The organism is Nocardia crassostreae, assembly GCF_001613405.1.
Classification (GTDB): Bacteria; Actinomycetota; Actinomycetes; order Mycobacteriales; family Mycobacteriaceae; genus Nocardia; species Nocardia crassostreae.
On sequence record NZ_BDCH01000005.1, the window covers coordinates 1 to 23043 of the forward strand.

At 67.3% G+C, this 23043-nt stretch carries 21 protein-coding genes and 1 pseudogene; 7 read left to right on the forward strand and 15 right to left on the reverse strand.

Features of this window, described 5'->3' with window-relative positions; translation table 11 throughout:
• Positions 1-550 (forward strand): TetR/AcrR family transcriptional regulator C-terminal domain-containing protein (locus tag NC4_RS02465; protein WP_067531753.1); only part of this gene is annotated, 550 nt, incomplete at its 5' end.
• 81 nt (positions 551-631) lie between these two features.
• Here NC4_RS02465 and NC4_RS02470 read toward each other — a convergent pair.
• From NC4_RS02470 to NC4_RS02480, 3 genes are all read right to left on the reverse strand, one after another.
• Positions 632-2086 carry a catalase gene (locus tag NC4_RS02470; protein WP_067531755.1) on the reverse strand — a complete coding sequence of 485 codons (1455 nt, stop codon included), beginning with the start codon at positions 2084-2086 and terminating at the stop codon, positions 632-634.
• 20 nt (positions 2087-2106) lie between these two features.
• Positions 2107-2526, reverse strand: a complete 420-nt coding sequence (locus NC4_RS02475; RefSeq protein WP_067531758.1) for a Fur family transcriptional regulator — start codon at positions 2524-2526, stop codon at positions 2107-2109.
• 84 nt (positions 2527-2610) lie between these two features.
• Positions 2611-3348: a tetratricopeptide repeat protein gene (locus tag NC4_RS02480; protein WP_067531760.1), complete on the reverse strand. Its 738-nt coding sequence runs from the start codon at positions 3346-3348 to the stop codon at positions 2611-2613.
• Positions 3349-3740: 392 nt separating this feature from the next.
• Here NC4_RS02480 and NC4_RS02485 point away from each other — a divergent pair, with 392 nt between their 5' ends.
• Together NC4_RS02485 and NC4_RS02490 are read left to right on the forward strand one after the other, a co-directional pair.
• Positions 3741-4979, forward strand: coding sequence for an APC family permease (locus NC4_RS02485; RefSeq protein WP_067531761.1), 1239 nt, complete (start codon positions 3741-3743; stop codon positions 4977-4979).
• Positions 4980-5025: 46 nt separating this feature from the next.
• Entirely contained in the window at positions 5026-6267 is a 1242-nt protein-coding gene (locus NC4_RS02490) for a serine hydrolase domain-containing protein (protein ID WP_245721449.1), read from the forward strand.
• Positions 6268-6385: 118 nt separating this feature from the next.
• Here NC4_RS02490 and NC4_RS02495 read toward each other — a convergent pair whose 3' ends face one another.
• The 4 genes from NC4_RS02495 to NC4_RS02510 form a co-directional block, all read right to left on the reverse strand.
• Entirely contained in the window at positions 6386-7624 is a 1239-nt protein-coding gene (locus NC4_RS02495; protein ID WP_067531762.1) for a helix-turn-helix domain-containing protein, read from the reverse strand.
• A gap of 551 nt (positions 7625-8175) precedes the next feature.
• Positions 8176-9210 carry an aspartate-semialdehyde dehydrogenase gene (locus NC4_RS02500; protein WP_067531764.1) on the reverse strand — a complete coding sequence of 345 codons (1035 nt, stop codon included), beginning with the start codon at positions 9208-9210 and terminating at the stop codon, positions 8176-8178.
• Positions 9211-9212: 2 nt separating this feature from the next.
• Complete coding sequence (locus NC4_RS02505; protein ID WP_067531765.1) at positions 9213-10478, reverse strand: aspartate kinase; 1266 nt, start codon at positions 10476-10478, stop codon at positions 9213-9215.
• A gap of 99 nt (positions 10479-10577) precedes the next feature.
• Entirely contained in the window at positions 10578-11024 is a 447-nt protein-coding gene (locus NC4_RS02510) for an SgcJ/EcaC family oxidoreductase (RefSeq protein ID WP_067531766.1), read from the reverse strand.
• 99 nt (positions 11025-11123) lie between these two features.
• Here NC4_RS02510 and NC4_RS02515 point away from each other — a divergent pair, with 99 nt between their 5' ends.
• On the forward strand, positions 11124-11588 hold the full coding sequence (locus NC4_RS02515) for a MarR family winged helix-turn-helix transcriptional regulator (protein WP_067531767.1): 465 nt from the start codon (positions 11124-11126) through the stop codon (positions 11586-11588).
• 155 nt (positions 11589-11743) lie between these two features.
• Here the strand turns inward: NC4_RS02515 and NC4_RS02520 are convergent, their stop codons facing one another.
• On the reverse strand, positions 11744-12307 hold the full coding sequence (locus NC4_RS02520; RefSeq protein WP_067531768.1) for a dihydrofolate reductase family protein: 564 nt from the start codon (positions 12305-12307) through the stop codon (positions 11744-11746).
• A 129-nt stretch (positions 12308-12436) separates the two neighbouring features.
• On the opposite strand from NC4_RS02520, the gene NC4_RS02525 reads away from it, so the two are divergent.
• From NC4_RS02525 to NC4_RS02535, 3 genes and pseudogenes are all read left to right on the forward strand, one after another.
• Positions 12437-12628 (forward strand): DUF1918 domain-containing protein, encoded by a 192-nt coding sequence (locus NC4_RS02525; protein ID WP_067531770.1) that lies wholly within the window; start codon positions 12437-12439, stop codon positions 12626-12628.
• Between the two features lie 161 nt (positions 12629-12789).
• Positions 12790-13362, forward strand: coding sequence for an SRPBCC family protein (locus NC4_RS02530; protein WP_067531772.1), 573 nt, complete (start codon positions 12790-12792; stop codon positions 13360-13362).
• Between the two features lie 67 nt (positions 13363-13429).
• A pseudogene (locus NC4_RS02535) lies at positions 13430-14625 on the forward strand (low temperature requirement protein A).
• On the opposite strand, the gene NC4_RS02540 reads toward NC4_RS02535, so the two are convergent.
• The 7 genes from NC4_RS02540 to NC4_RS02570 all read right to left on the reverse strand — a co-directional run bounded on the left by NC4_RS02540 (position 14622) and on the right by NC4_RS02570 (position 22831).
• A complete protein-coding gene (locus tag NC4_RS02540; RefSeq protein ID WP_245721450.1) occupies positions 14622-15398 on the reverse strand; it encodes an ion transporter in 777 nt (258 codons plus the stop codon). The pseudogene NC4_RS02535 and the gene NC4_RS02540 overlap by 4 nt on opposite strands.
• Before the next feature lie 191 nt (positions 15399-15589).
• On the reverse strand, positions 15590-17218 hold the full coding sequence (locus NC4_RS02545) for a GMC oxidoreductase (RefSeq protein WP_067531899.1): 1629 nt from the start codon (positions 17216-17218) through the stop codon (positions 15590-15592).
• A 122-nt stretch (positions 17219-17340) separates the two neighbouring features.
• Positions 17341-18051: a type 1 glutamine amidotransferase gene (locus NC4_RS02550; protein WP_067531776.1), complete on the reverse strand. Its 711-nt coding sequence runs from the start codon at positions 18049-18051 to the stop codon at positions 17341-17343.
• 70 nt (positions 18052-18121) lie between these two features.
• Positions 18122-19354, reverse strand: coding sequence for a Mur ligase family protein (locus NC4_RS02555; protein WP_067531901.1), 1233 nt, complete (start codon positions 19352-19354; stop codon positions 18122-18124).
• 52 nt (positions 19355-19406) lie between these two features.
• A complete protein-coding gene (locus tag NC4_RS02560; RefSeq protein WP_067531778.1) occupies positions 19407-20027 on the reverse strand; it encodes a pyridoxamine 5'-phosphate oxidase family protein in 621 nt (206 codons plus the stop codon).
• Between the two features lie 72 nt (positions 20028-20099).
• Entirely contained in the window at positions 20100-21860 is a 1761-nt protein-coding gene (locus NC4_RS02565) for a hydroxysqualene dehydroxylase (protein WP_067531780.1), read from the reverse strand.
• A 29-nt stretch (positions 21861-21889) separates the two neighbouring features.
• Positions 21890-22831 carry an EamA family transporter gene (locus NC4_RS02570; protein WP_245721457.1) on the reverse strand — a complete coding sequence of 314 codons (942 nt, stop codon included), beginning with the start codon at positions 22829-22831 and terminating at the stop codon, positions 21890-21892.
• Positions 22832-23043: the final 212 nt, after the last annotated feature.

Genomic DNA, 23043 nt, shown 5'->3' on the forward strand with positions numbered 1-23043 from the left:
GCTCTACACGCATGTGGCCAATAAGGAGGAGCTGCTCGAGCTCGTCGTGGACGCGGCTTTCGGCGAACTCCAGCTGCCCGAGCACTTCGTCGCCGAGAATTGGCGCGCGGATCTACTGATGATCAGCCGCAGCCTGCGGGAGACCATGATGCGGCACGCCTGGATGCCCGCCGTGCTGAGCACCGCCGGACTGATCTACCTCGGGCCGAATGTCATGCGCATGTCCGAGGCCATGCTCGGCATCCTGGAGACGGCCGGATTCGACGGCGCGATCGCCGACCGGGCGGCGGGCGTGATCTTCTCCTACCTCCTCGGCGCCACCACCACCGAAACGGCCATGCTCACCACTGTCGCGCGCGCCGGTATGGGGGAACAGGAGTGGATGGAGCAGATCATGGATGCCTCGGTGAAAATGGCCGAACCGTACCCGCGCCTGCACAAACGCTATCTGGCGCACCGCAATATCGATTCGGCGCAGAGCCGGGAGGACTACTTCGACGAGGAGATGAACGTGATCATGGACGGGCTGGCGGCGCGACGGGGCCGCTGATACGGCAACGGGCCCGCATCCCGAAAAGGGATGCGGGCCCGCGGTTTCCGAGGGGCTGACCCGGAAACGGGTGGGTCGCGCTCAGAGCTGGGAGCGGACCCCTTCTTCGATGCGCTTGCCGAGCTCGTTGTCGACGCTCTTCCAGTACTCGAAGACGCGGCTCAGGATGGGCTCCTGGACGCCGCCCAGAATGTGGCCGACGATATTGCCCACCAGGCGATCCCGCTCACCGTCGTCGAGGACCTCGCGGACCAGGGTGCCCGCCTGGGTGAAATCGCCGTCCTCACGGTGCTGGACGTACCCGGCGCGGACCGCCTCGGTGCCGAAGTTCCACAGGCCGTCATCGCCCGCCTTCTCCGGATCGGCGTGCGGGCCGCCGAACGAATTCGGCGCGTACACAGGCACATCCGGCGCGTTGAACTCGTAGCGCATCTGGCCCTCCTTGGAGTAGGAGTTCACCTCGGCGGCCTTGGCCCGGTTGGGCGGCAGCTGCGCGTGGTTGGCGCCGATGCGGTAGCGGTGCGCGTCGGCATAGGCGAAGACGCGGCCCAGCAGCATCTTGTCCGGCGAGAAACCAATGCCCGGAACGACATTGGAGGGCGCGAAGGCGGCCTGCTCGATCTCGACGAAGTAGTTCTGCGGGTTGCGGTTGAGGGTCCACTTGCCGACCTCGATCAGCGGGTAGTCCTTCTGCGACCACACCTTGGTCAGGTCGAACGGGTTGAACCGGTAGCCCTCGGCCTCGTGCGCGGGCATGACCTGCACCTTGAGGGTCCAGCTCGGGAAGTCACCGCGCTCGATGGAATCCCACAGGTCGCGGCGGTGGTAGTCGCCGTCCTTGCCCGCGAGCTCATCGGCCTGCGCCTGGGTCAGGAACTCATTGCCCTGATCGGTCTTGAAGTGGTACTTCACCCAGAAGCGCTCACCCTGGGCATTGACCCACTGGTAGGTGTGCGAGCCGAAACCGTCCATGTGCCGGTAGGTCTTGGGGATACCGCGGTCGCCCATCAGCCAGGTCACCTGGTGCGCGGTCTCCGGGCGCAGGGTCCAGAAGTCCCACTGCATGGTGTGATCGCGAAGTCCGTTGCCCGGCAAGCGCTTCTGCGAGCGGATGAAGTCCGGGAACTTGATCGGATCCTTGATGAAGAAGATCGGGGTGTTGTTGCCGACGATGTCGTAGTTGCCCTCGGTGGTGTAGAACTTCACCGCGAAACCGCGCGGATCGCGCCAGGTGTCGGGAGAGCCCTGCTCACCGGCCACGGTGGAGAAGCGCACCAGCGATTCGGTGCGCGCACCCGGCTGGAACAGCTTGGCCTTGGTGTAGCGGCTGACATCGCCGGTGACCACCAGTTCACCGAACGCGCCGGCGCCCTTGGCATGCACGATGCGCTCCGGGACGCGCTCCCGGTTGAACTGGGCGAGCTTCTCGATCAGGTAATGGTCGTGCAGCAGGATCGGACCCTGAGTACCTGCGGTGAGCGATTCGTCATCGCTCTGCACCGGGGTGCCGGTATTGGTGGTGGTCGCCTTGGTCATGCGAAACCTCCTTGGGGAGTTCAGGAATTACATGCCGGGCACAGGCCCCAGAACACGACTTCGGCCTCGTCGATCACGAAACCGTGGGACTGATCGGGTTCCAGACAGGGTGCTGCGCCGACGACACAGTCGACATCCACGACCGTGCCGCACTTCCTGCACACCAGATGGTGATGGTTGTCGCCGGTGCGCGCCTCGTACAGCGCCGGTGACCCGGCGGGCTCGATGCGCCGCAACAACCCGGCCCCCACACAAGCCCGCAGTACGTCGTACACGGCCTGCGTCGACACCGACCCCAGCGTCTCCCGCACCTTGGCGGTCACCCCCTCCGCATCGGTATGCGGAGAGTTAGCCAGAACATCCAGAACCGCGACCCGCGGGCCGGTGACCCGCAGGCCGACCGCACGCAATTGCTCCCGCGCGTCGTATCCGGTGTGCATGCCATACACCCTGCTACCTTTTCTAGTATAAGTCAAGAAAAGAAAGTTTTAGCTGGTAGCAGGCTTAAATCTGACTGAGAAAGGTCACCTAACCGCGCCGGGAGCGACGGTCGCGCCCGGCACCGGGGCGCGCGTGGTCAGCTGCGGACGAAGCAGGCTGGGCGGAATGGTGATCGGCCGGTATGTAGTTGCCCACGGGTCGTACACCGCGGAGGGAATCGTCGGTCGAGTGCGCTCCTGATTGTTCTTCGTGTCCGATATGGCCACTTCGACCAGGAGGCCCACCACGAATGTGCCGATGCCGACGAGGATTTTGATGATGAGGCCCCAGTCCGTGGGGTCGTATGTGTCGACGGGGGCTCGGCGGGTGGGGCGCGGGCCCGTCGGCCGGTGCACCCGGCGAGGCGGGGCCGCGGCGGCGCGGGCGCGGTCGATGCGCTCGCGCAGGTGATCGATCCGGGTGTCGCGTGGAGCCAGGGCGGCGGCCCGGTCCAAGGCGCGGAGGGCGTCGGCTTGGCCCAGCCATTGCAGCGACAGGGCCCGGACGTAGTGGTTCTCGGCATGGGCGGGCTCGAGTTCGACGGCTCGGCGCGCTGCGACCACGGCGTTCATGCGGCGCTCCTCGACCTCGACGACATCCCGGTCGACTTCACGGGCCAGTTGTAGTTCGGCCAGTGCTCGGATTCGCCACACTCGGCCGCTGTCGGGTAGGTGCGGCTCGGCTGTCGCGCACAGCTCGAGCGCCCGTTCGTACTCGCCGATTCGGACTGCGGCTTCCGCCTCGTCGAGCAGGGTGGCGGTGCCATCGATCGAGCTGTTCATCCCCCACTGACCTTTCGAGCTGATTCACGCGAAAGTCGCCGCGGCCGAATACGATTCGGCTGCCCGCCCCCGAGAACACATTGCGTAGGGGCGAATGCTATCCGGTGGGGCCGACAATGCACCATCGGATTGCGTTGCGCAGATCACAGGCGGGCGGCCGGAATAGATCCCGGGGCGGGCCGGTTGAACCCCACTGTCGGCGTCCTGGACAGCCCCGGGCCGCACCCTTTGTCGCTTCGAGCGACCACTCGCCGAGAGGCGCTTGTCGGGCGTCGGCTTTCACGTCGCGGTATTGCCGCGAGCGCGCGCCGCGAGGACCCCCCGCCTCGCGGCGTTTCGCGTATCCGGGGTCGTGGCGCGCGGATTGCGCGCGAGTCGCCGAAGATGGGCGCATGAGCGATGACCACGCGCTGCAGCGCCGCCTCGGATTGGGTGATTCCGTGGTGATCGGGCTCGGATCCATGGTGGGTGCGGGCATTTTCGCGGCCCTCGCGCCCGCGGCCGCCGCAGCCGGATCGTGGCTGCTCGCGGCATTGGGGATCGCGGCGGTGGTGGCGTATTGCAATGCGACGTCGTCGGCGCGGCTGGCGGCGCTGTATCCGGTGTCGGGCGGAACGTATGTGTACGGGCGGGAGCGGCTGGGCGAGTTCTGGGGATATCTGGCCGGATGGGGATTCGTGGTCGGGAAGACCGGCTCGTGCGCGGCAATGGCGCTGACCGTGGGGAACTACGCGTGGCCGGAGCACGCCCGGGCGGTGGCGGTGGGCGCGGTCGTGCTGATCACCGAGATCAACTACGCGGGCGTGCAGAAGTCGGCGCTGGCGACGCGGATCATTGTCGCGACCGTGCTGGTGGTGCTCGCCGTGGTGGCCGCGGTGTGCTTCGGTGGCGAACACGCCGGTGCGACGGCGCTGCCGGATCGGATCGGGGTGCGCGGGGTGCTGGAGGCGGCGGGGTTGTTGTTCTTCGCCTTCGCCGGATATGCGCGGATCGCGACGCTCGGGGAGGAGGTGCGCGAGCCGCGGCGGACTATTCCGCGGGCCATCGCGCTGGCGCTGGGTATCGCGCTCGCCGTGTACGCGGTGGTCGCGGTGGCGGTGCTGCTGGTGCTCGGATCGGCCGGGCTGGCGGCCGGGGCCGATCCGCTGGCGCGCGCCGTCACCACGGCCGGGGCGGCGGGGCTCGAACCGGTCGTCCGGGTGGGGGCGGTGCTGGCGGCGGCCGGATCGTTGCTGGCCTTGATTCTCGGCGTCTCGCGCACGACCTTGGCCATGGCGCGCGACGGGCATCTGCCACGGGGACTCGCCGCCGTGCATCCGAAGTATCAGGTGCCGCACCGGGCCGAGCTCGCGGTGGGCGTGATCGTGGCGGTGGTGGCGGCGAGTTTCGATATTCGGGCGGCCATCGGGTTCTCGTCGTTCGCGGTGCTGGTCTACTACCTGGTCGCGAATATCTCGGCGGGGACGCTGCGTGTGTCGGAAAACCGTCCGGCGCGGGCGATTCCGATAATCGGGGCGGTGGGATGCGGTGTCGTCGCCCTCTCGCTGCCCCTGAGTTCGGTCATTCCCGGGATCGTGGTGCTGGCGCTCGGCGCGGGCGCGTACTGGGCGCGGAAATTCGCCACGCGGTGATCGTTTCAGCAGGGCGGACGGCGGACCGGGCGATAGCCTGAGGCCCATGGTGCGCATGCGCAGGGGGCTGGCCAGCGCGATCGCGGCGGTCGTGACGGCGGGCAGCGTGATCTTCGGCGGCGGTCACGCGGCGGCGGACACCGGGCACGTGCGCTGCGCGCAACCCGTCGGCCGGGATTTCGAGCGGGCGGCCCCGGAGGACGCCGGGCTGGACACGGGACGGCTGGCCGATGCGTTGACCTTCGCCGCCGGTCGAAACCGGCTGAACGTGCAGGTGTTTCGCTACGGCTGCCTCATCGGCGAGGGTCCGTCCAACGAGCTGACCGGGCCGGTGGCCTGGAACGTCTGGAGCGTCACCAAGAGCATTGTGTCGCTGCTCGCCGGAATCGCCTGGGATCAGGGCACACTCGATATCGCCGCACCCATCGACGCGTATCTGCCGCCCGGCCTGGGCGATGCCGAGCATCGGGCGATCACGGTGGAGAATCTGCTCACCGAGACCTCCGGCCTGCGCATCGGCGTGGTCACCGAGGGCATCACGGGCGTGGTGCCCGTCGATCCGTTCAGCGCCGTCCAGGCGCTGACCCTGCCGTTCGACGATCCGCCGGGCACCGAGTTCACCTACAGCCAGCGCAATGTCGACCTGCTGGCGTACGCGATCGAACTGGCCACAGGGGAACCGCTGCAGGAGTTCGCACAGCGGGAACTGTTCGGGCCCATAGGCATTGCGCGCGAGGACTACTACTGGGCGCGGGACCGGTCCGGGCACACCTACGGTTACGCCCATCTCATGATCCCGCCCGACGATCTGTCGCGACTCGGCCTGCTCGTCGCCAATGGCGGCCGCTGGCACGGCCGCTCGATCGTCTCGTCCGACTATCTGACGCGGGCCACCACCCCGTCGGACACCTACGGCTGCTACGGCTATCTGTTCTGGCTCGGCGCGGACTGCGCGGAGAATCCCGCATTCCTGCCCCCGGACACCTATTCCATGTCCGGGCTGGGTCTACAGCACGTCTATTTCATCCCCAGCCTGGATCTCATGGTGGTGTGGACCGGCGTGTTCGGCGTGCACACCAGCCGGGGCGTGAGCGGAATCGTCCAGTACACGGAGGAACCCGCGTACGAGTTCTTCCGCCAGTTGTTCGCGGCCTTCCACGAGCCCCCCCGTTCCCGATCCCGGCCAGTTCGTCGAGCCGCCGCTGAGCGTGGACTACAGCAGGTTCTTCGACACCAATATCGCGCTCGCCGTCTTCGGCCTCGGCCCGTACGCGTACCCGGGCTGTAATGTGCACGCCTGCTTGAACATTCCCCTGGCGGCGCCGTTCACCGACGCGCCGCCCGGCTGCCTGCTGCTGGCATGCGTCGGCCCCGATCCGCGCACACCCCGCATTCGCGAGTGAGCGCTAGGGTGTCACCGCCGCGCGGCCCGCGAGCTCGCGCAGTTCGTCGGCCGGACGGCGGCCCGCGAACTGCAGCAGATCACGCACCACCTCTCGGACGCGATGATCGGTGCGGACCAGTTCCGGAGTCAGCCGCTCGGCGGTGAGCAAGGCCGCCAAGGCTTCCTGGGCCTGCCGCCGCTGGGCGTGCGCCCGGGCCACGTCCACCAGGAAGCGGGCCTGCCGCTCCGGGGACAGCACCGTGGCGTCCACCGTGCGCGCGGTGTCCAAAGCCTCACCGGCATCGCCCAATTCGACCGCCACCGCCACCGCGTGCACGGCCACGCTGGTCGGACCGAATTCGGTGTCGAAATCGTTGCGGCCCTCGCCGAGTCGCTCCGCGGCGGTGCGCGCCGCGGACAGGCCCGCGCGGGCCGCCGTCCGATTCCCGTCCGTCGCCGCGATCACCGCCAGCATGAGCTGCAGAGAACCGTAGAGCGACAGCACTTCCGGGCGACACAGCGTCTCGTCGCCGATCTGCGGCGCGAGGGCCGTCACCGACACCCGGGCGGCTTGTTCGGCCTGTTCGAGTCGCTGCAGACGTAGGAAAGCCTGTGCCATGCGGTAGGTTCCGGCCACCACGCTGAGCGCGTCGCCGGATTCCTCGGCCGCGGTGAGCGACCGATCGGCGGCCACCCAGGCGGCGTCGACCTCTTCCTGCCGGGTGAACGCCGTCGCCGCCACCTGATAGGCGCGTGACAGCAGGGTCAGCACCTCCGGCCGCTTGTCGGCGGTGGTCCGGGCCGCGTGCTCCAGCTCCGGAATCAGTTCCAGCAGTGCGCCGCCGACTTCCACCAGCCGCGATTCGTGTGCCAGCTGCCAGGCGGTATCCACGCGCTGTTGCAGTCCCGGCAACAGGTCGGCCGACTCGCGATCGGCCTCGTCACCGAAGAGTTGCTCCAGGGCGGGATGCCCGGTGAGCAGCAGTCGCAACTGCTCGAAGACCACGGATCCGGCGCGATGGCCGTCCCCGCGGTCGGCTGCCATGGGTTCGGCCGCCTCCGGCCGCAGATCCCGCACCGCCACGCCGAGCACATCGGCCAGTCGTTGCAGCACCGACAGTCGCTCGACGGGAAGTACATCCCGTTCGACCTGCGACACCCAGCTTTCCGAGCGCCTGATCGCCGCGCCCAGCTCCTTCTGCGATAATCCCCGCCGCCGGCGTAACTCCGCTACCCGTGCCCCTAGGGTACTTTCGGCCACCGGGTCAAACTCCTTCTGCCTGATCGGCTTTCCCGGCCGTCACCGCCCGCTGGTTTCGCCGATGTCTCCCATGCCCTTCTCCTTCTTCCCGATGGGATCTGCCGACAAGGATTCCAGAACCGGCGAGCTTACGGCGCACAGTATGGAACATGTATTTTTCTTATTGCACCGCAATTTTTCTGTGTTTACCGTGTGAAGTGGACCTGTCGAACCGAACGGACGACACGAGGTGGTCATGAGCGTGGCACCCGGAACACGCGAAGTCCATGTGCGCCTACGCTTTCCCGGTGGCATGGTGCTCGACTACCGCACCGAACGCTCAATTGCCGAACGCCTCGCAGCACACCTGCGACCACACTGCATTGAAGTCACCATTGACGGGATGGCAATAGATCATCTTCCACCCCTCCCCTGTGCCGAACTCTGGACCGAGTGATCCCGTAAACAAACTTACCGATATTTCGGAATTTCGGGTGGATTCGGGTGGAGACGAAAAAACGGGCCGTTCGATCCCCGTGGGATCGAACGGCCCGTATGCGATTCCGGCCGCGTCAGCGGTCGGCCAGCAACACCTCAGCAATCTGGATGGTATTGAGGGCCGCGCCCTTTCGCAGGTTGTCACCGGAGATGAACAGGGCCAGACCGCGGCCGTCCGGGACGCCCGGATCCGGACGGATGCGGCCGACGAGGGATTCGTCGCTACCGGCGGCGGCCAGGGGGGTCGGGACATCGGTCAGCTTGACGCCGGGAGCGGTCGCGAGCAGTTCCTGGGCGCGCGCCACCGAGAGCGGTTCGGCGAATTCGGCATTGATGGACAGCGAGTGGCCGGTGAAGACCGGCACGCGCACGCAGGTGCCGCTCACCGCGAGATCCGGCAGGCCCAGAATCTTGCGGGATTCATTGCGCAGCTTCTGATCCTCGTCCGTTTCGCCGGAATCATCGTCGACCAGCGAGCCCGCCAGCGGGATCACGTCGAAGGCGATGGGCGCGACGTACTTGTTCGGGGCCGGGAAGGCCACGGCCGAACCGTCGTGCACCAGCTTCTCGGCATCGCCGATGACGGCGCGCGCCTGGGAGGCCAGCTCTTCCACACCAGCCAGGCCGGAGCCCGAGACCGCCTGGTAGCTGGACACGATCAGACGGCGCAGCCCGGCCTCGTCGTGCAGCACCTTGAGCACCGGCATGGCGGCCATGGTGGTGCAGTTCGGGTTGGCGATAATGCCCTTGACCAGGTTGCGGGTCTGCTCCGGATTCACCTCGGAGACGACCAGCGGCACCTCGGGATCCTTGCGCCAGGCCGAGGAATTGTCGATGACGGTGACACCGGCCGCGGCGAAGCGCGGAGCCTGCACCCGGGACATGGTGGCCCCGGCCGAGAACAACGCGATATCCAGACCGGACGGATCGGCGGTCTCGGTGTCCTCGACAATGATCTCCTGGCCGCGGAAGGGCAGCTTGGTGCCCGCGGACCGCGAGGAGGCGAAGAAGCGCACCTCATCGGCCGGGAAGTTGCGCTCCTCCAGCAGCTTCCGCATGACGGCGCCGACCTGACCGGTCGCACCGACGACGCCTACGCGTACTCCCATGGTTATCGCCCCGTTCCGGCGTGCACGACCGCCACTTCGTCGCCGCCCAGATCGAAGGCCTGGTGCAGCACCTTCACGGCCTCGTCCAGATCGGTGTCCTTGACCAGCACCGAGATCCGGATCTCGGAGGTGGAGATGAGATCGATGTTGATGCCCGCCTCGGCGAGGGATTCGCAGAAGGTGGCGGTCACGCCCGGATGCGACTTCATGCCCGCGCCGACGAGGGACACCTTGCCGACGTGATCGTCGTAGACCACCTGTGAGAAGCCGATATCGCCCTGCCGCTTGGTGAGCAGCTCGACGGCGCGGGGGCCGTCCAGCTTGGGGAGAGTGAAGGTGATGTCGGTCTTACCCGTCTCCACCTTCGAGATGTTCTGCAGCACCATGTCGATATTGATCTCGGCATCGGCCACGGCCCGGAACACCTTGGCGGCGTAGCCCGGCTCGTCCGGAATGCAGACCACGGTCACCTTGGCCTCGCTGCGGTCGTGCGCGACGCCCGTGAGGATTGCTTGCTCCAAGGGGATGTCCTCCATCGATCCGGTAATCAGGGTGCCCTCCTTGTCCGAGTACGACGAGCGCGCGTGGACGGGCACGTTGTAGCGGCGCGCGTACTCGACACAGCGCAGCATGAGAACTTTCGCGCCGCAGGCGGCCAGCTCCAGCATCTCCTCGAAGGAGACGGTGTCGAGCTTCTGGGCGTCGGAGACGATGCGCGGGTCGGCGGAGAAGACGCCTTCCACATCGGTGTAGATCTCGCAGACATCGGCGTTCAGCGCGGCGGCCAGCGCCACGGCGGTGGTGTCGGAGCCGCCGCGGCCCAGCGTGGTGACGTCCTTGGAATCCTGGGACACGCCCTGGAATCCGGCGACCAGCACGATGGTGCCCTCGGCCAGCGCGTCCTGCACGCGGCCCGGGGTGACGTCGATGATCTTGGCATTGCCGTGCGTGCCGGTGGTGATCACACCCGCCTGCGAGCCGGTGAAGGAGCGGGCCTCCGCGCCGAGGGAATGAATGGCCATGGCCACCAGCGCGTTCGAGATGCGCTCACCCGAGGTGAGCAGCATGTCCATTTCGCGCGCGGGGGCGGCGGGGGCCACCTGCTGGGCCAGGTCGAGGAGTTCGTCGGTGGTATCGCCCATGGCCGAGCACACGACCACGACATCGTGGCCCTGCTTCTTGGTCTCGACGATCCGCTCGGCGACCCTGCGGATGCGCTCGGCGGTGGCGACCGAGGATCCTCCGTACTTCTGGACGACGAGAGCCACGGTGGGAATCCTCCAAGATCGACAAACTGCTGCTACCGATCCCCAAGACTACCGATCCAGGTCCAGCGGATTTGCGCTACCTCCCGGCTGTGATCCACGTTATGCCGCGGGCCGGGGGTCGTGCCGGGTGGAAAGCATTGTCAGCAACCAATTCTGCTTGGTGTTGTGGAATGCCGCGACGCGCCAGCGGTCGCCCTCCCGGAACATGACGAACAGATTGACCTTGGTGTTGAAGCGGTTGCGCCGACGCCTGCCCTTCACCACCGCGCCCTTGCCGTGCACCAGCGCCACCTCCGGCGTCAGGAAGCGCACCGCGCTGACCTCGCCGTCGAGCCGGGTGCCCCGCTGCCATTTCTCGAAGACCGGCTTATGCATGGCCTCTATATCCGCGCGGCCCCGGTAGCGCGGGCCGAAGAAGGTGACGTAGTCGGCGTCCTCGGTGAACTCGGCGGCGAAGGCCCGGGCGTCGGCCGCGGCCCACGCCTGCCCGAGCCGGTCGAAGACGGCACGGATGGCGGTTTCGTCGGTGAGCTGCTGGGTGGTCATGGCAATTCCCTCACGCCAATAGTTAATCTGCGCAGTAGATGAATCAGTAAATAGTTGACTCACTAAGATAGTGTCCGAGTAAGACTATGCTGTCAACCGATGACGAAGAAGCAGGACGAACTGGGGCTGGCGCTCACGCTCGCCGCCCAGCGCAGCGCCACCGATGCCGTGATGCTGCATCAGGCCATGGCCGATCGGCTCGGCCTGCATGTCACGGATCTGCGCTGCCTGAACATGCTGCGCCTGGACGGTCCGGCCACCGCCGGGGAACTCGCCCAGCGCACGGGGCTCACCACCGGCGCCATCACCCGCATGATCGACCGGCTGCTGCAGGCCGGTTTCGTGCGGCGGGAGAACGATGCGCGGGATCGGCGGCGGGTGATCATCACCGCCGTCGCCGAGCGCATCGACGAACTGGCACCCTACTACGAGGTGCTGGCAACAGAATTCGGGAAGGTATCCGCCGGTTACACCGTCGAGCAGCTGGAATGGCTGCTCGAGGTGTTCAACCGGCTGCACGAGACCTCGGTGCGGGTCACCGGACTACTGCGCGAACGCGCCTGAGCCGCTTGGCCTGCCGACCGCGGTCGGCCCGAATGGCCGAGTTGGCCGCCTGCCTCGGGAAGCGCCGCTGGACCGCGGCCGGGTAGGTGCTGGTCTGCTTTCGTATGGGAGTACCGCCTTGTCCGTTGAGAATCGGGATGATCGGTGCGAAGTGGTCAGGCTCGGTCGAGCCAGGTGACGGTCGTGCCATTGGCGAACTCCTTGCGCTGGGCGACCTGGAACCGCGTGGGTTTGAACGCGGCCGAGAACATCGGGATGCCGGTGCCCGCGACCACCGGATAGCTCTTGACGATCAGCTGGTCGATCTCGTCCAGGAGGGTTCCGGCCAGCCACCCGCCGCCGCAGAGCCAGATGTCCTTGCCCGCTTCCTTCTTCAGCTGCCGCACGAGCTCCACCGGATCGCCGGTGACCTGCTCGACCCCCGGTTCGTCGATGGTGCGCGAGGTCGTGACGACGTACTGCTTCAGATGGGCGTACGGGCTGGCCTGGCCGCCCACCTCGTAGGTGGCACGACCCATGAGCACGGTGTCCCATTCCTTGTTCGGCTCGTCGACGGCCATGCCGACCTGCGGGCGCAACACGGTCGGCACCGACTCCGGATACCGGGCGTTGATCCAGGCCGCCTGATCCTCGCCGTACGGATAGAAGTCGAACTCCCCCTGCGGACCAGCGATGTAGCCGTCGAGCGAGACCGCGATGTAGTAGACAAGCTTTCGCATTGTGACCGCCTAGTTTGTTGTACTTCGTTTGTAGTGATTAGGAATGTAGTACTACGTCTGGAGTGGTGTCAACGGGCGAATGTGGCCGGAACCTTGTGATGCGCGTCACGAGCGGCGAAAATTTCACTCATGCGAGCAAGCATCGGCGACCAGCTTGTCGTTCACGGACGCAATGTGGGCCTGCCCAATCACACCGCCGAGATCATCGAAGTGCGCGGCGAGGATGGCGCGCCGCCCTATGTCGTACGGTTCCCGGACGGGCACGAGAGCCTCGTCTTCCCGGGGCCGGACGCCGAGGTGCTGCCGCCGGACGGCGGCTAGGCGACCGATTTTTATCTTTTCGTACGGTTTGTTCCGATTCCCTTGGCTGCCAGCGGTATTCACAGCTCAGCCCGGCCCGCCGGGTCCCACGGGGCGGTCGACGCAGTTGACTCTCGTAGCGACGCTGGTCACAATCGGGCCTCAAAGCTGGAGGGTTTGGAATGCGTACTAAGAACGATCACCGGTTCGTCATCGACATCGATCCCGATCAGGTGATGGAGGCGTTGCTCCTGGTCGAGCAACTGCCCGACTGGTCGCCCTCCCACCAGGACGTTCGCGTCGCCACCCGCGACAAGCTGGGCCGCCCCAAGCGGGTGTACGTGTCCGCCAACATCATGGGCCGCCCGGACCGGCAGGTCGTCGAATACACCTGCACCGAGAGCAAGGTCGCCTGGAAGGTCACCGAGAGCAGCGCGGGAGCCGGTGGTCAGGGCTTCTTCGAGCTCGCCGAACTCAAGGACGGCAGCACCGAGGTCTGGTACCACACCGAGGTCTACCTGCCCATTCCCGCGCCCGGCATGCTGCTCAAGCGTGGCGCACGGCGTGAGGGCGAGGCGACCATCGCCAATTTCGTGGCCTTCGTCGAGGCGCTCACCGGCGTCGAGGGCCTGGCCGACGGGCCGGCCGATCTCGAGGAAATGCCGTACGCGGATTCTGTTGGCTACGAACCCGCTACCAACAATCCGTGGCTGCATCACGGCGGGAAGTTCGAGCCGGGCTTCGGCACCGCCTGAAAGCCGATAGCGAACACGGCATTCTTGGGGGCTGTTTTGGGGGCTTGCACACTGCAAGATGTCCCCTATGCCCGGTGCGCAACGCTCCCGTCTGACGAAGGTCGAAGAGAACGCCTCCGTCACTCAGCTGGAACTCTTCTTCGACCTGGTGATCGTCTTCGCCTTCACCATGGTCACCGATCTCGCCGCCCACGAGACCACCGCGGTCAATATGCTGCGGGCGCTGCTGATCCTCACCCTGCTGTGGTGGGCGTGGATCGCCTACTCGTGGCTCGGCAATGTGGTCAAGGCCGATGAGGGCCTGGGGCGAGTGGCCATGTTCGTGGCCATGGGCGCGGTCTTCGTCATCGCGCTGACCATTCCCGAGGCCTTCCACGATCTGCCCGGCGGCTTCTACGGCCCGCTGGTGTTCGTGATCGCCTATCTCGTGGTTCGCCTGGTTCATCTGACGATGTTCTGGCTGGCCAGCGCCGATGATGCCCAGTTGCGCGGGCAGGTGGTGCGCTGGGCGGTCGGATCGCTCAGCGTCTCCGGCATTTTCCTGATCATCGGCGCCTTCGCCGACGGCGGCTGGCAGATCGGACTGTGGTTCGTGGCGCTCGCGGGCGACATGCTGTGGACGCAGTTCGCGGGCACCGACTGGCGGCTCAACTCCGTCAAGCACTTCGCCGAACGCTACGGGCTGATCATCATTATCGCGCTGGGCGAATCCATCGTGTCCATCGGCATCGGCGTGGCCGGGCTGCCCATCGACTGGCCCATCATCGTGGGATCCATGCTGGGACTGGCCGTTTCCGGGCTGCTGTGGTGGGCCTACTTCGATGTGGCCGCGTTGACGGTGGAGCACGCCATGCACCGTGCCACCGGCGCGCGCCGCATTCAGATCGCGCGAAACTGCTACACCTACTGGCATTTCCCGATGATCGTCGGCGTCATCGCGCTCTCGCTCGGGCTCAAGAAGGTGCTCAACTACGTGGGCGACGAGACCGACCACACGCTCAGCGACGCACTGCACGGGATTCCGCTGTTCGCGCTGTACGGCGGCGTGGTGCTGTATCTGCTCGCGCTGGTTGGGTTCAAGCACTACGCGGCCGGGCAGTTCAGCATGCAGCGCGTGGCGGCGGCGGTGCTGCTATTCCGCTCGCGAACGTGCTGCCCGCACTGGCCTCGCTGGGCCTGCTGTACGCGGTGCTGGCGGCGCTGATCGGCTGGGAGACGCTGCGGTACCGAGATCCGCGCGAGCAGATCCGGCACGCCGCCTAGGCGGACGGGAGCCGGTGGTTGATGGACTCCGGCACCACCACCCCGTCGCGCACGGCGTCGCGCATCTGATTGACGTTCTCCCGCAACACATCGGCGACCAGCTCGTCGGTGCGCGGATCGGCCAGCACCTGGAAGACGATGCGGAAGCTGGCATCGGCGATACCGCGAATGATGTCCTCGTGGAAGGGGAGATAGCGGACCCGGCCCAATTGCGGGTCCTTGCGGATGAGTTCGACGATCATCTCGTCGATCTCACCGCGATTCTCCTCCAGCGCATTGGCGATATTGCGGGTGTAGTGGCCGGTGCGCAGCACATGGGCCACCTCGTCCAGGACCGCCATGGTGATCGGGCGCTTGATGGTCTCGACAATGGTGCCCACCGAACGGTTCACGATGGCGGCGGTGATCCGGTCCCCGAAGGCGCGGTCGGCCACGCGGGCCAGGCGGACCAGGATCACCACGATGCGCAGCAGCCGGAAGGCCCGGAAGAAGGGGCTGGTCACCGGGATCATGCCCAGCACCTCGTACCAGTAGACGAACGGGAAGGTCCAGCTCCAGCCCTCGCGCCGCCAGCGCCACAGGAATTCGGCCGCGAAGATCGCGCAGATGGCGTAGTCGAGAATCTGGATGGTGCGGTAGGTGCCGCCGGAGACCTCGAAGAAGGTCACCCACACCACGAGGACGACCGAGACGATCGCCAGGGCGAGCATGAGCCAGTCCGTCCACAGGGCGGGCGGTTTGCGCGGGAACTCCGGTGCACTGGCCTCGATCACGCTGACCCCTTCCACATCGAACGGTCCCGCGCCAGCGTAATCGGCTCCGCCGAGCCGATCATGAATCGCGAAAAGTCCGCGTGGCAATTTTCCCGCTAGGGCGGTTTTCCGCTCAGCAGAAGTCCACAGCGGTACAACTCTCGAAGCTCTCGGGGGCTTCGCCCCCGAACCCCCGACACCAGGGGGTGGGACTACCGGCCCGCACCGATAATGGCTTCGATATTCCGTTCAGCCACAGCGGTAATCGTCAGCGATGGGTTCACCGTGGCCGTGCTGCCGGGCAGGGCCGCGCCGTCCATGACGTAGAGACCCGGATGCCCGTGGACGCGGCCGTTGGCATCGGTGGCCCGGCCCAGCACCGCGCCGCCGAGGGGGTGGGCGGTGAAGAGGGCATTGGCGTCGTAGCCGATCAGGCTGTAGTCGACCGAGGAGCCGCCCTTGGCGGCAATGCGGTCGTCCACGGTGCGGCAGGCGGCCAGCACCTGATCCTGCGTGGCGCGCGACCAGGACAGGCCGACCAAATCGCTGCCGCGGTTGTAGCCGAAGCGGGCGCGGGTCGAATCCAGCACCATGCCCAGCGAGGCAATGGCGCCGGTCTCCACGGGAATGCCCGGGACGTACCAGTTTTCGAGCGTCAGCGGGGCGCCCGAGGAGTCGAAGATGCGGCTGGCGCTGGGCACGCCGCCGCCGGTCCCGGTCGGGGTGCTGAAGCTGCGCGCCAGCACCACATCGCCATTGGTGCCCCAGCCGTCGCCGATGTGCTCGTTGAGGCGCGGCAGCGCGCCGGTGGCCTGTGCGCGCACCAGCAGTTCGGAGGTGCCGACCGAGCCCGCGCCCAGGAACAGGCGATTACAGGTCAGGGTGCGGGTGGCCTGCACCTGGCCGGTGGGGGCCAGCTTCGTCACCGTGACGACATACTTGCCATTGGCGTCCTGGCCGATGGAATCCACCCGATGCCCCGGGTAGATCGCGGACCTGCCGGTGGCCTCCGCGTAGCGCAGATAGTTCTGGTTCAGATCGAACTTGGCGCCATTGGAATTGCCGAGATTGCTGCGCGAGGCGGTCGCCGACGCGCGCGAGCCGCCCGCCAGCTCGGCCCGGATGACATCCCAGTTGAAGATCGAATCATTGGCCTGCGGTTCATAACCCGCGGCCCGCACCTGCTGATCCCAGATCCGGGAGTGCGCGAAGGGCGCGGAGTTGTACACATCCGCGGGCATGGGGCTCAGCCGCAGCATCTGCCGCACCCGCGGGTAGTAGACCCGCTCCAGTTCGTCGTAGTTCACGACGCCGCCGAAGACGCTGTCGAACAGGTGCTTCGGCGGAGCCACCATGGCTCCGGTGAAGATGACCGAGCCGCCGCCGACGGCCGCGGCCCGCCACACATCGATGCCGGGATACTCGGTGACGTCGAGCACACCGCCGAACGAGGCGAAGGACATGGGCACCTTGGTGACGCCGGTGAAGCTGGTGCGATGCCAGAAGCCGCGGCCGTCGGGCAGATCGTCGCCGGTGAAGATCTCCCGCCACGGATCATTGGGCCAGCGCGAGCCGCGCTCCAGCACCGTATTCTGCACCCCGGCCTCGGCCAAGCGCAAGGCCGTGACGGCCGCACCGAAGCCGGAGCCGATGACGATGGCTTCCGAGTGTTCCGGCGGATTCGGCAGGGGCTCAAAGATTTCCGGCACCCAGTCCTGGAACAGCGCGTTCCAGACCGGACTGGCCGACGCGGGGCCCGCGCCGCGCACGGCGGCACCCGTCCCGACTCCCGCCAGCAGAGCCGCCACCCCGGCAGCCTTCAACACGGCGCGCCTGCGCAACCGGCCACCTCCCTCGTCACGTATGGCCGCGCGCGACACTACCGGCCGGACGGCGGCTGCTCAACACGTTCGAAAAGATTCGCTTCCCGCCCATGCCCATCGGCTATGGGTAGCCGGATCGGCTAGGCGCGCAACCGCTCCCGGCGCAGCTGCTCGACCTCCGGAAGATCCAGTGGCGGCAGCGAATCCACGCCGAGGGCGCGGGCGAGCAGCAGGTCGGCGAGCTCGGGATTGCGGGCCAGCGCCGGGCCGTGCATGTAGGTGCCGATGACCGAGCCCTGCACCACGCCCTCGAGGTTGTCGCCCACGCCATTGCCGACGCCGCGGGTGACCCGGGCCAGGCCGGTGGCCTCGCCGCCGAGTTTGGTTCCGCCCCGGTGGTTTTCGAAGCCGGTGAGGGGCTGGGAGAGGCCGGGGATCAGGGGCGTGGTGGCCACCTCGCCGATGGCGCGCTTGTCCTGTGGCGAGGTGGTGACGTCGATGAGGCCGAAGCCGTCCACGCGCTCGCCCGAGGAGGTCTCGTACCAGTGGCCGAGCACCTGGATGGCGGCGCAGATGGCGAGCGCCGGAGCGCCGCGCCCGGCGGCCTGTTGCAGGCCCGGATAGCGCTGCAGGTGGCGGGTGGCCAGGCGCTGCGCGGAATCCTCCGCGCCGCCGAGGGTGTAGATGTCGAGCGAGTCGGGAACCGGGTCGCTCAGGGAGATGTCGACGATCTCGGCGTCGTAGCCGCGCATGCGGGCGCGCTGGCGCAGTACGACGGCATTGCCGCCGTCGCCGTAGGTGCCCATGACATCGGGCAGGACGAGGCCGATTCGAAGCGTTGATTCGCTCATGCTGTGCCCTTTCGCGCATGACTGGAGCACTCCGTGGTTACGCTCCGCTGCCGCCTCCGTGCTTGACCATTCATGCGCCGGCGGCCGCCTTCTCTTCCAGGTCGCGGTTCAGATCGCGGAACGCGGTGTAGTTGGCGAGCACCTCCACCCGGCCCGGCGGGCAGGAGGCGATGGCGCGCAAGGGATCCGCGACGGTGGTGTGGTCGACCCCGGCATAGGTGAGGCGCACGGCGAGGTCGGTGGCGCGCTCACCGGCGGCGACCACCTGGGTGCCCTCGAAATGCTCGAAGCGGACGTCCCAGAGCCAGGACAGGTCCTCACCGTCGGGCACCTGGCCGTTGACCGCGATGACCAGACCCGTTGCGGCGGGATCGATCATGGACAGCGCCTCCTGCCAGCCCGCCGGATTCTTGGCCAGCAGCAGGCGGGCGGTGTGGCCGTTGATCTCGACGGTGCGGTAGCGGCCCGCGATCTCGCGCACGGTGGCCGCCGCCGCGGTGGCCTGCGCCGGATCCGCGCCTATGGCCACCGCCGCCGCGACCGCCTGGGCGGCGTTGCCGCGATTGGCGCGCCCCGGAAGGGCAAGGGCGAGCGGGATTTCCAAGCCGTCGGGCCCGTACAGGGTGTGCTCGTCGACGCGCCACTGCGGTTCGGGGCGCTTGAAGTCCGCACCGGTGCTGTACCAGTGCTCGCCCTCCCACACGATGGGCTCGCCGCTGCGCGGGCAGCTGGTGGCGTCCACCGCCCAGCCGCTGCCCGCCGACACCCACACCACATTCGGGTGGTCGTAGGCGATGGAGGTGACCAGGACGTCGTCGCAGTTGGCGATGAGGACGGCATCCGGATGCTTGGCCATACCGGCGCGCAGGCGGCGTTCGATCATATTGATCTCGCCGACCCGGTCCAGCTGATCGCGGGACAGATTGAGCAGCACCACGGCGGACGGGTTCAGCGCGTCGGCGACGTGCGGGAGGTGCAGTTCGTCGACCTCGATGGCGGCCAGCGGCGCGGTGCGATTCGCGGTCAGCGCGGCCACGATTCCGGCATCCATATTCGCGCCGTCGGCCTGGGTGGCGACCGCGCCCAGGGTCTGTAGCGCCGCGGTGGTCATGCGGGTGGTGGTCGATTTGCCATTGGTGCCGGTGACCAGCACCGTGCGGCGGCCACGGCCCAGCTGGGTCATGATCGTCGGATCGATCTTGAGCGCGATCAGGCCGCCGATCATGGAGCCTTTACCGCGCCCGGCCGCCTGCGAGGCCCACGAGGCCGCCGTCGCCGCCCGCAACGCCACTCGTCCGCGCATCGAGATGTCTGCCACGACGCGAGTTTATGGGGATGGCGAGTGTGACGTGCGATCAGGTGTTGTAGAGCAGCTTCTCGTAGGCGACGCCGTAGTGCGCCTCCAATTCCTCCAGCGTCTCGGTGATCTGCGGCTGCACTTCCTTCGCCAGCTGCGCCGGACCGGGCAGGGTGACCTCGGCCCACTCCTCGGGCTGCCACAGCTTGCTGCGCAGGAACGCCTTGGCGCAGTGGTGGAAGATGGTGTCGATATCGACCTCGATGGCCAGAATCGGGCGATGCCCGCGCACCACCATGTCGTCGAAGTACGGTGCGTCCCGGATCAGGCGGGCCCGGCCGTTGATGCGCAGGGTTTCACCGCGGCCCGGAATCAGGAAGATCACGCCCACATGCGGATTGCTCAGGATGTTGAGATAGCCGTCCGCGCGGCGATTGCCCGGACGCTCAGGAATGGCGATGGTCTTGTCATCGAGCACCCGGACGAAACCGGCGGGATCGCCCTTCGGGGAGGCATCGCAATTGCCTTCAGCGTCACTGGTGGCCAGCACCAGGAACGGGGAGGCCGCGATCCACTCCCGGTCGCGGGGATGCAGGAGGGGGCGTTCCTTCTTGACGGTACGGTCGGCGGGCGTACCCAGGAGTTCACGCAGTTCGGCAGGGTCGGTGATCTCGCTCATGATTCGATTCAACGGCGAACCGCGCTGGTTCACCAGTGATTTGTGAGAAACCCGACCGGGCCGCGCGGCGCGCTAGATCGGGGTGTCGAAGAAGTTGGGCTGCCCGGCGGCATAGCGGGCGGCATCGAGCTGGCGGAAGGGTTCGAGCTCGGCCGCGCGGTAGAGCGAGAACACCTTGCAGCGCGGGGCATCCGAACCGGCCACGTCGAGCAGTCTGTTGACCGCGGTCCGCGCCGATTCCGAGGCGCCCTCCATGGTCGCCAGATCCACCCCGGTGCGCACGTAATCGCCTGCCAGGAAGAGGTTTTCGATGGCGGGCCGATGGGACTCCGGCCGCAGCGCCCAGGACCCAGCGGTATTGATCAGCAGCGGATCGGCATTCACATTGCGGCGGTTGGCGGCATCCCAGGTAATGCCGGTGTCCAGGAACCAGGAGTGCAGATCGTCATCGCGCAGCAGATCCTCGCGATCGTTGAGGTGCGCTTGCAGCTGCGCCCAGACCTCGCGGGCGATTTCGTCGTGGGTGCATTCCTTGGCGGGTTTGCCGTACAGGATGCCGGGCGTGTTCCAGTCGGAGATGTCGACCGACAGGCGGTCCCGCACCGTGCCGTCGCCCAGGTCCGACATGGGGGTGCGGTTCCAGAACTGGTTCTGCGCAATGGAGGTCAGCGACCACGGGGAATCCACATAGGCGGCATGGCCGCGGACGATATTGGTCGGGTTCTTCAGGAAGAACTGGATGCCGGTCATCCAGTCCACGACCAGTTGGCTCATGCCCGCCAATTCCGGTCGCAGCGCCAGGATTTCGGGTGTCCACAGGGTGCGGGCGACCTCGACCGGCATGGCGGCCACGAAATGGTCGGCCTCGATCAACGTGCCGTCGGCGGTGCGGGCTGCCGAAATACGCCCGCCGTCCAGTTCCAGGCCGCGCACGTCCGCCCGCACGAATTCGACGCCCAGCTCGCGCAGCAGGGCCGTCCACGGATCGATCCAGGATTCGGTGGTGGCGCCGTTCAGCAGCCGGTCCAGCGGGCCGTCATTGGCGATCTCGAGCGGATTGCCCAGGAACTGTTCGCCCATATTGCCGATGGTGCGGGTGCTGGCCAGATCATCCTTGGCGGCCACCAGCAGGGTGGTCAGCGTGCGCGAGAGCAGCATGCGGAATTCCTTGGACCGCTGTCCCGCGCCGACGTACTCCTTCCAGGAGATGTCGTCCCACTGACCGCCGCGGCGGGCATCGCAGCTGGAGTTGAAGACCAGCAGGCGATTGGCGAAGAACAGGGCGTCGGCGGTCGGCATCTTGGCCGAGGTGGAGATGGCCGAGCCGACGGTCTCGCGGAATTGGTCCGGGGTGGCCCAGGTTGTGAAGGCCTTGCCCAGCGGCAGGATGACATCGTCGGCGTCGCGGCGGGAGAAGCGGGCCTCCGGGGCGGCGACCAGGTTGTCCCACACGCCATTGACGTTGCCCGCGAAGGGAATTCGCCGCATGGTGTCCGGGAGGTGGCGGTAGAAGCCGGGGAAGAAGCGGAAGCCGTGCTCGCCCCACAGCTCCGGGCGGCCGTCGCGGGCGCTGCCGGGCACCCGAATGCTGCGCGCCTGACCGCCCAGCGCCCGGCGCTCGTACACGGTCACCGCCAAACCGCGCTCGGCCAGTTCGTGCGCGGCGGTCAGGCCCGCCACACCGCCGCCCAGTACGGCCACCCGACGGCCCGGTGCGGCGACGGCCGAGGTGGGGCGCAGTGCGCCCGTCGTCGCCGCCCCCGCCACAGCCCCCGCCGCCACCGCGCCACGCAGCACCGTCCGCCGCGTGACGGACCTCCGCTGTCCTGCCATCCCTGCTACCTCCCACGCTGGGAGGAATCCTAAGCAGCGGGAACCGGCACCGGGTCCGGAGGGGTGATCTTTTTCGGACCGAGAATTCTGAACCGCTCCGGGATAGCTATCCGGCTGCCCGCCGAGGTGGCCGTGAACGCACCCGCGATCACGATGAGCGCGCCCAGCAGCGACAGGGCCGAGGGGGTCTCGTTCAGGAAGGCCCAGGAGGCGCCGATGCCCACCACCGGGACCAGCAGCGAGAGCGGGGCGACCGTGCCCGCCGGATAGCGGCTCATCAGATAGGTCCACAGACCCGAGCCCGCAATAGTCCCGAGCAGCACGATGTAGGCGAGCGCCGCGAAGGCGGGCCAGCCGCTCGGCGAGAAGGACGCGGCCAGATCACGCCAGCCGGTGGTGGGGCCCTCGGTCAGCGCGGAGAGCGCGAACATCGGAATGGGCGGCACCACGGCCATCCACAGTGTGAGGTGCAGCGGGTTCACGCCTTCGGCGCCCGCGACCGCCAGCCGCGACCCGATATTGCCGAAGGCCCAGACCAATCCGGCCGCGAGGGTCAGCAACAGGGGCAGCAGGGCGGCGTGGTGCGCCCGATCCCAGCCGATGACCGTCATGCCCGCCATGGCGACCGCTATGCCCAGCAATTGGATTCCACGCATGCGCTCCCTCAGGAACAGCGCGCCCAGCAGCGCCGTGAACGGCGCCGAGGACTGCAACACCAGCGAGGACAGACCGGTCGGCATGCCAGCGCGCATGGCGGTGAACAGGAATGCGAACTGCAGGATCCCGAATCCGGTGCCGTACAACAGCAACCACCGCCACGGCACATTCGGCCGCGGGATGAAGAAGAGCACCGGCACCGCAATGACCGCGAATCGCAGCCCCGCGAAGAAGAACGGCGGGAAGTGGTCCAGACCCACCCGGATGGCGAGGAAGTTCAACCCCCACAACACCACCACGGCGAGTCCGAGCAGGCGATCTCAATTGGTCATACCCAGAATCTTCCGACCACTGATAGGTAAGAACAATCGAATAATTCTGCACCAATAATGTAGTAGAACTTACCTATGCCGCAGGCCGACCCGCCCCACCCCGCGGACCCGAACCCGCCCCGCGCCGTCCCTCCACCTCGACGCATCGCGGCGTCGCCCCACCCTGCCACCGGGCAAACCGGTCAGGGGGCCGA

Bases quoted from the DNA above. Each gene is read 5' to 3' on its own strand.
- NC4_RS02470 (WP_067531755.1), bottom strand. From the start codon at position 2,086: ATGACCAAGGCGACCACCACCAATACCGGCACCCCGGTGCAGAGCGAT.
- NC4_RS02475 (WP_067531758.1), bottom strand. From the start codon at position 2,526: ATGCACACCGGATACGACGCGCGGGAGCAATTGCGTGCGGTCGGCCTG.
- NC4_RS02480 (WP_067531760.1), bottom strand. From the start codon at position 3,348: ATGAACAGCTCGATCGATGGCACCGCCACCCTGCTCGACGAGGCGGAA.
- NC4_RS02485 (WP_067531761.1), top strand. From the start codon at position 3,741: ATGAGCGATGACCACGCGCTGCAGCGCCGCCTCGGATTGGGTGATTCC.
- NC4_RS02490 (WP_245721449.1), top strand. From the start codon at position 5,026: ATGGTGCGCATGCGCAGGGGGCTGGCCAGCGCGATCGCGGCGGTCGTG.
- NC4_RS02500 (WP_067531764.1), bottom strand. From the start codon at position 9,210: ATGGGAGTACGCGTAGGCGTCGTCGGTGCGACCGGTCAGGTCGGCGCC.
- NC4_RS02510 (WP_067531766.1), bottom strand. From the start codon at position 11,024: ATGACCACCCAGCAGCTCACCGACGAAACCGCCATCCGTGCCGTCTTC.
- NC4_RS02515 (WP_067531767.1), top strand. From the start codon at position 11,124: ATGACGAAGAAGCAGGACGAACTGGGGCTGGCGCTCACGCTCGCCGCC.
- NC4_RS02520 (WP_067531768.1), bottom strand. From the start codon at position 12,307: ATGCGAAAGCTTGTCTACTACATCGCGGTCTCGCTCGACGGCTACATC.
- NC4_RS02525 (WP_067531770.1), top strand. From the start codon at position 12,437: ATGCGAGCAAGCATCGGCGACCAGCTTGTCGTTCACGGACGCAATGTG.
- NC4_RS02530 (WP_067531772.1), top strand. From the start codon at position 12,790: ATGCGTACTAAGAACGATCACCGGTTCGTCATCGACATCGATCCCGAT.
- NC4_RS02550 (WP_067531776.1), bottom strand. From the start codon at position 18,051: ATGAGCGAATCAACGCTTCGAATCGGCCTCGTCCTGCCCGATGTCATG.
- NC4_RS02555 (WP_067531901.1), bottom strand. From the start codon at position 19,354: ATGCGCGGACGAGTGGCGTTGCGGGCGGCGACGGCGGCCTCGTGGGCC.
- NC4_RS02560 (WP_067531778.1), bottom strand. From the start codon at position 20,027: ATGAGCGAGATCACCGACCCTGCCGAACTGCGTGAACTCCTGGGTACG.
- NC4_RS02565 (WP_067531780.1), bottom strand. From the start codon at position 21,860: ATGGCAGGACAGCGGAGGTCCGTCACGCGGCGGACGGTGCTGCGTGGC.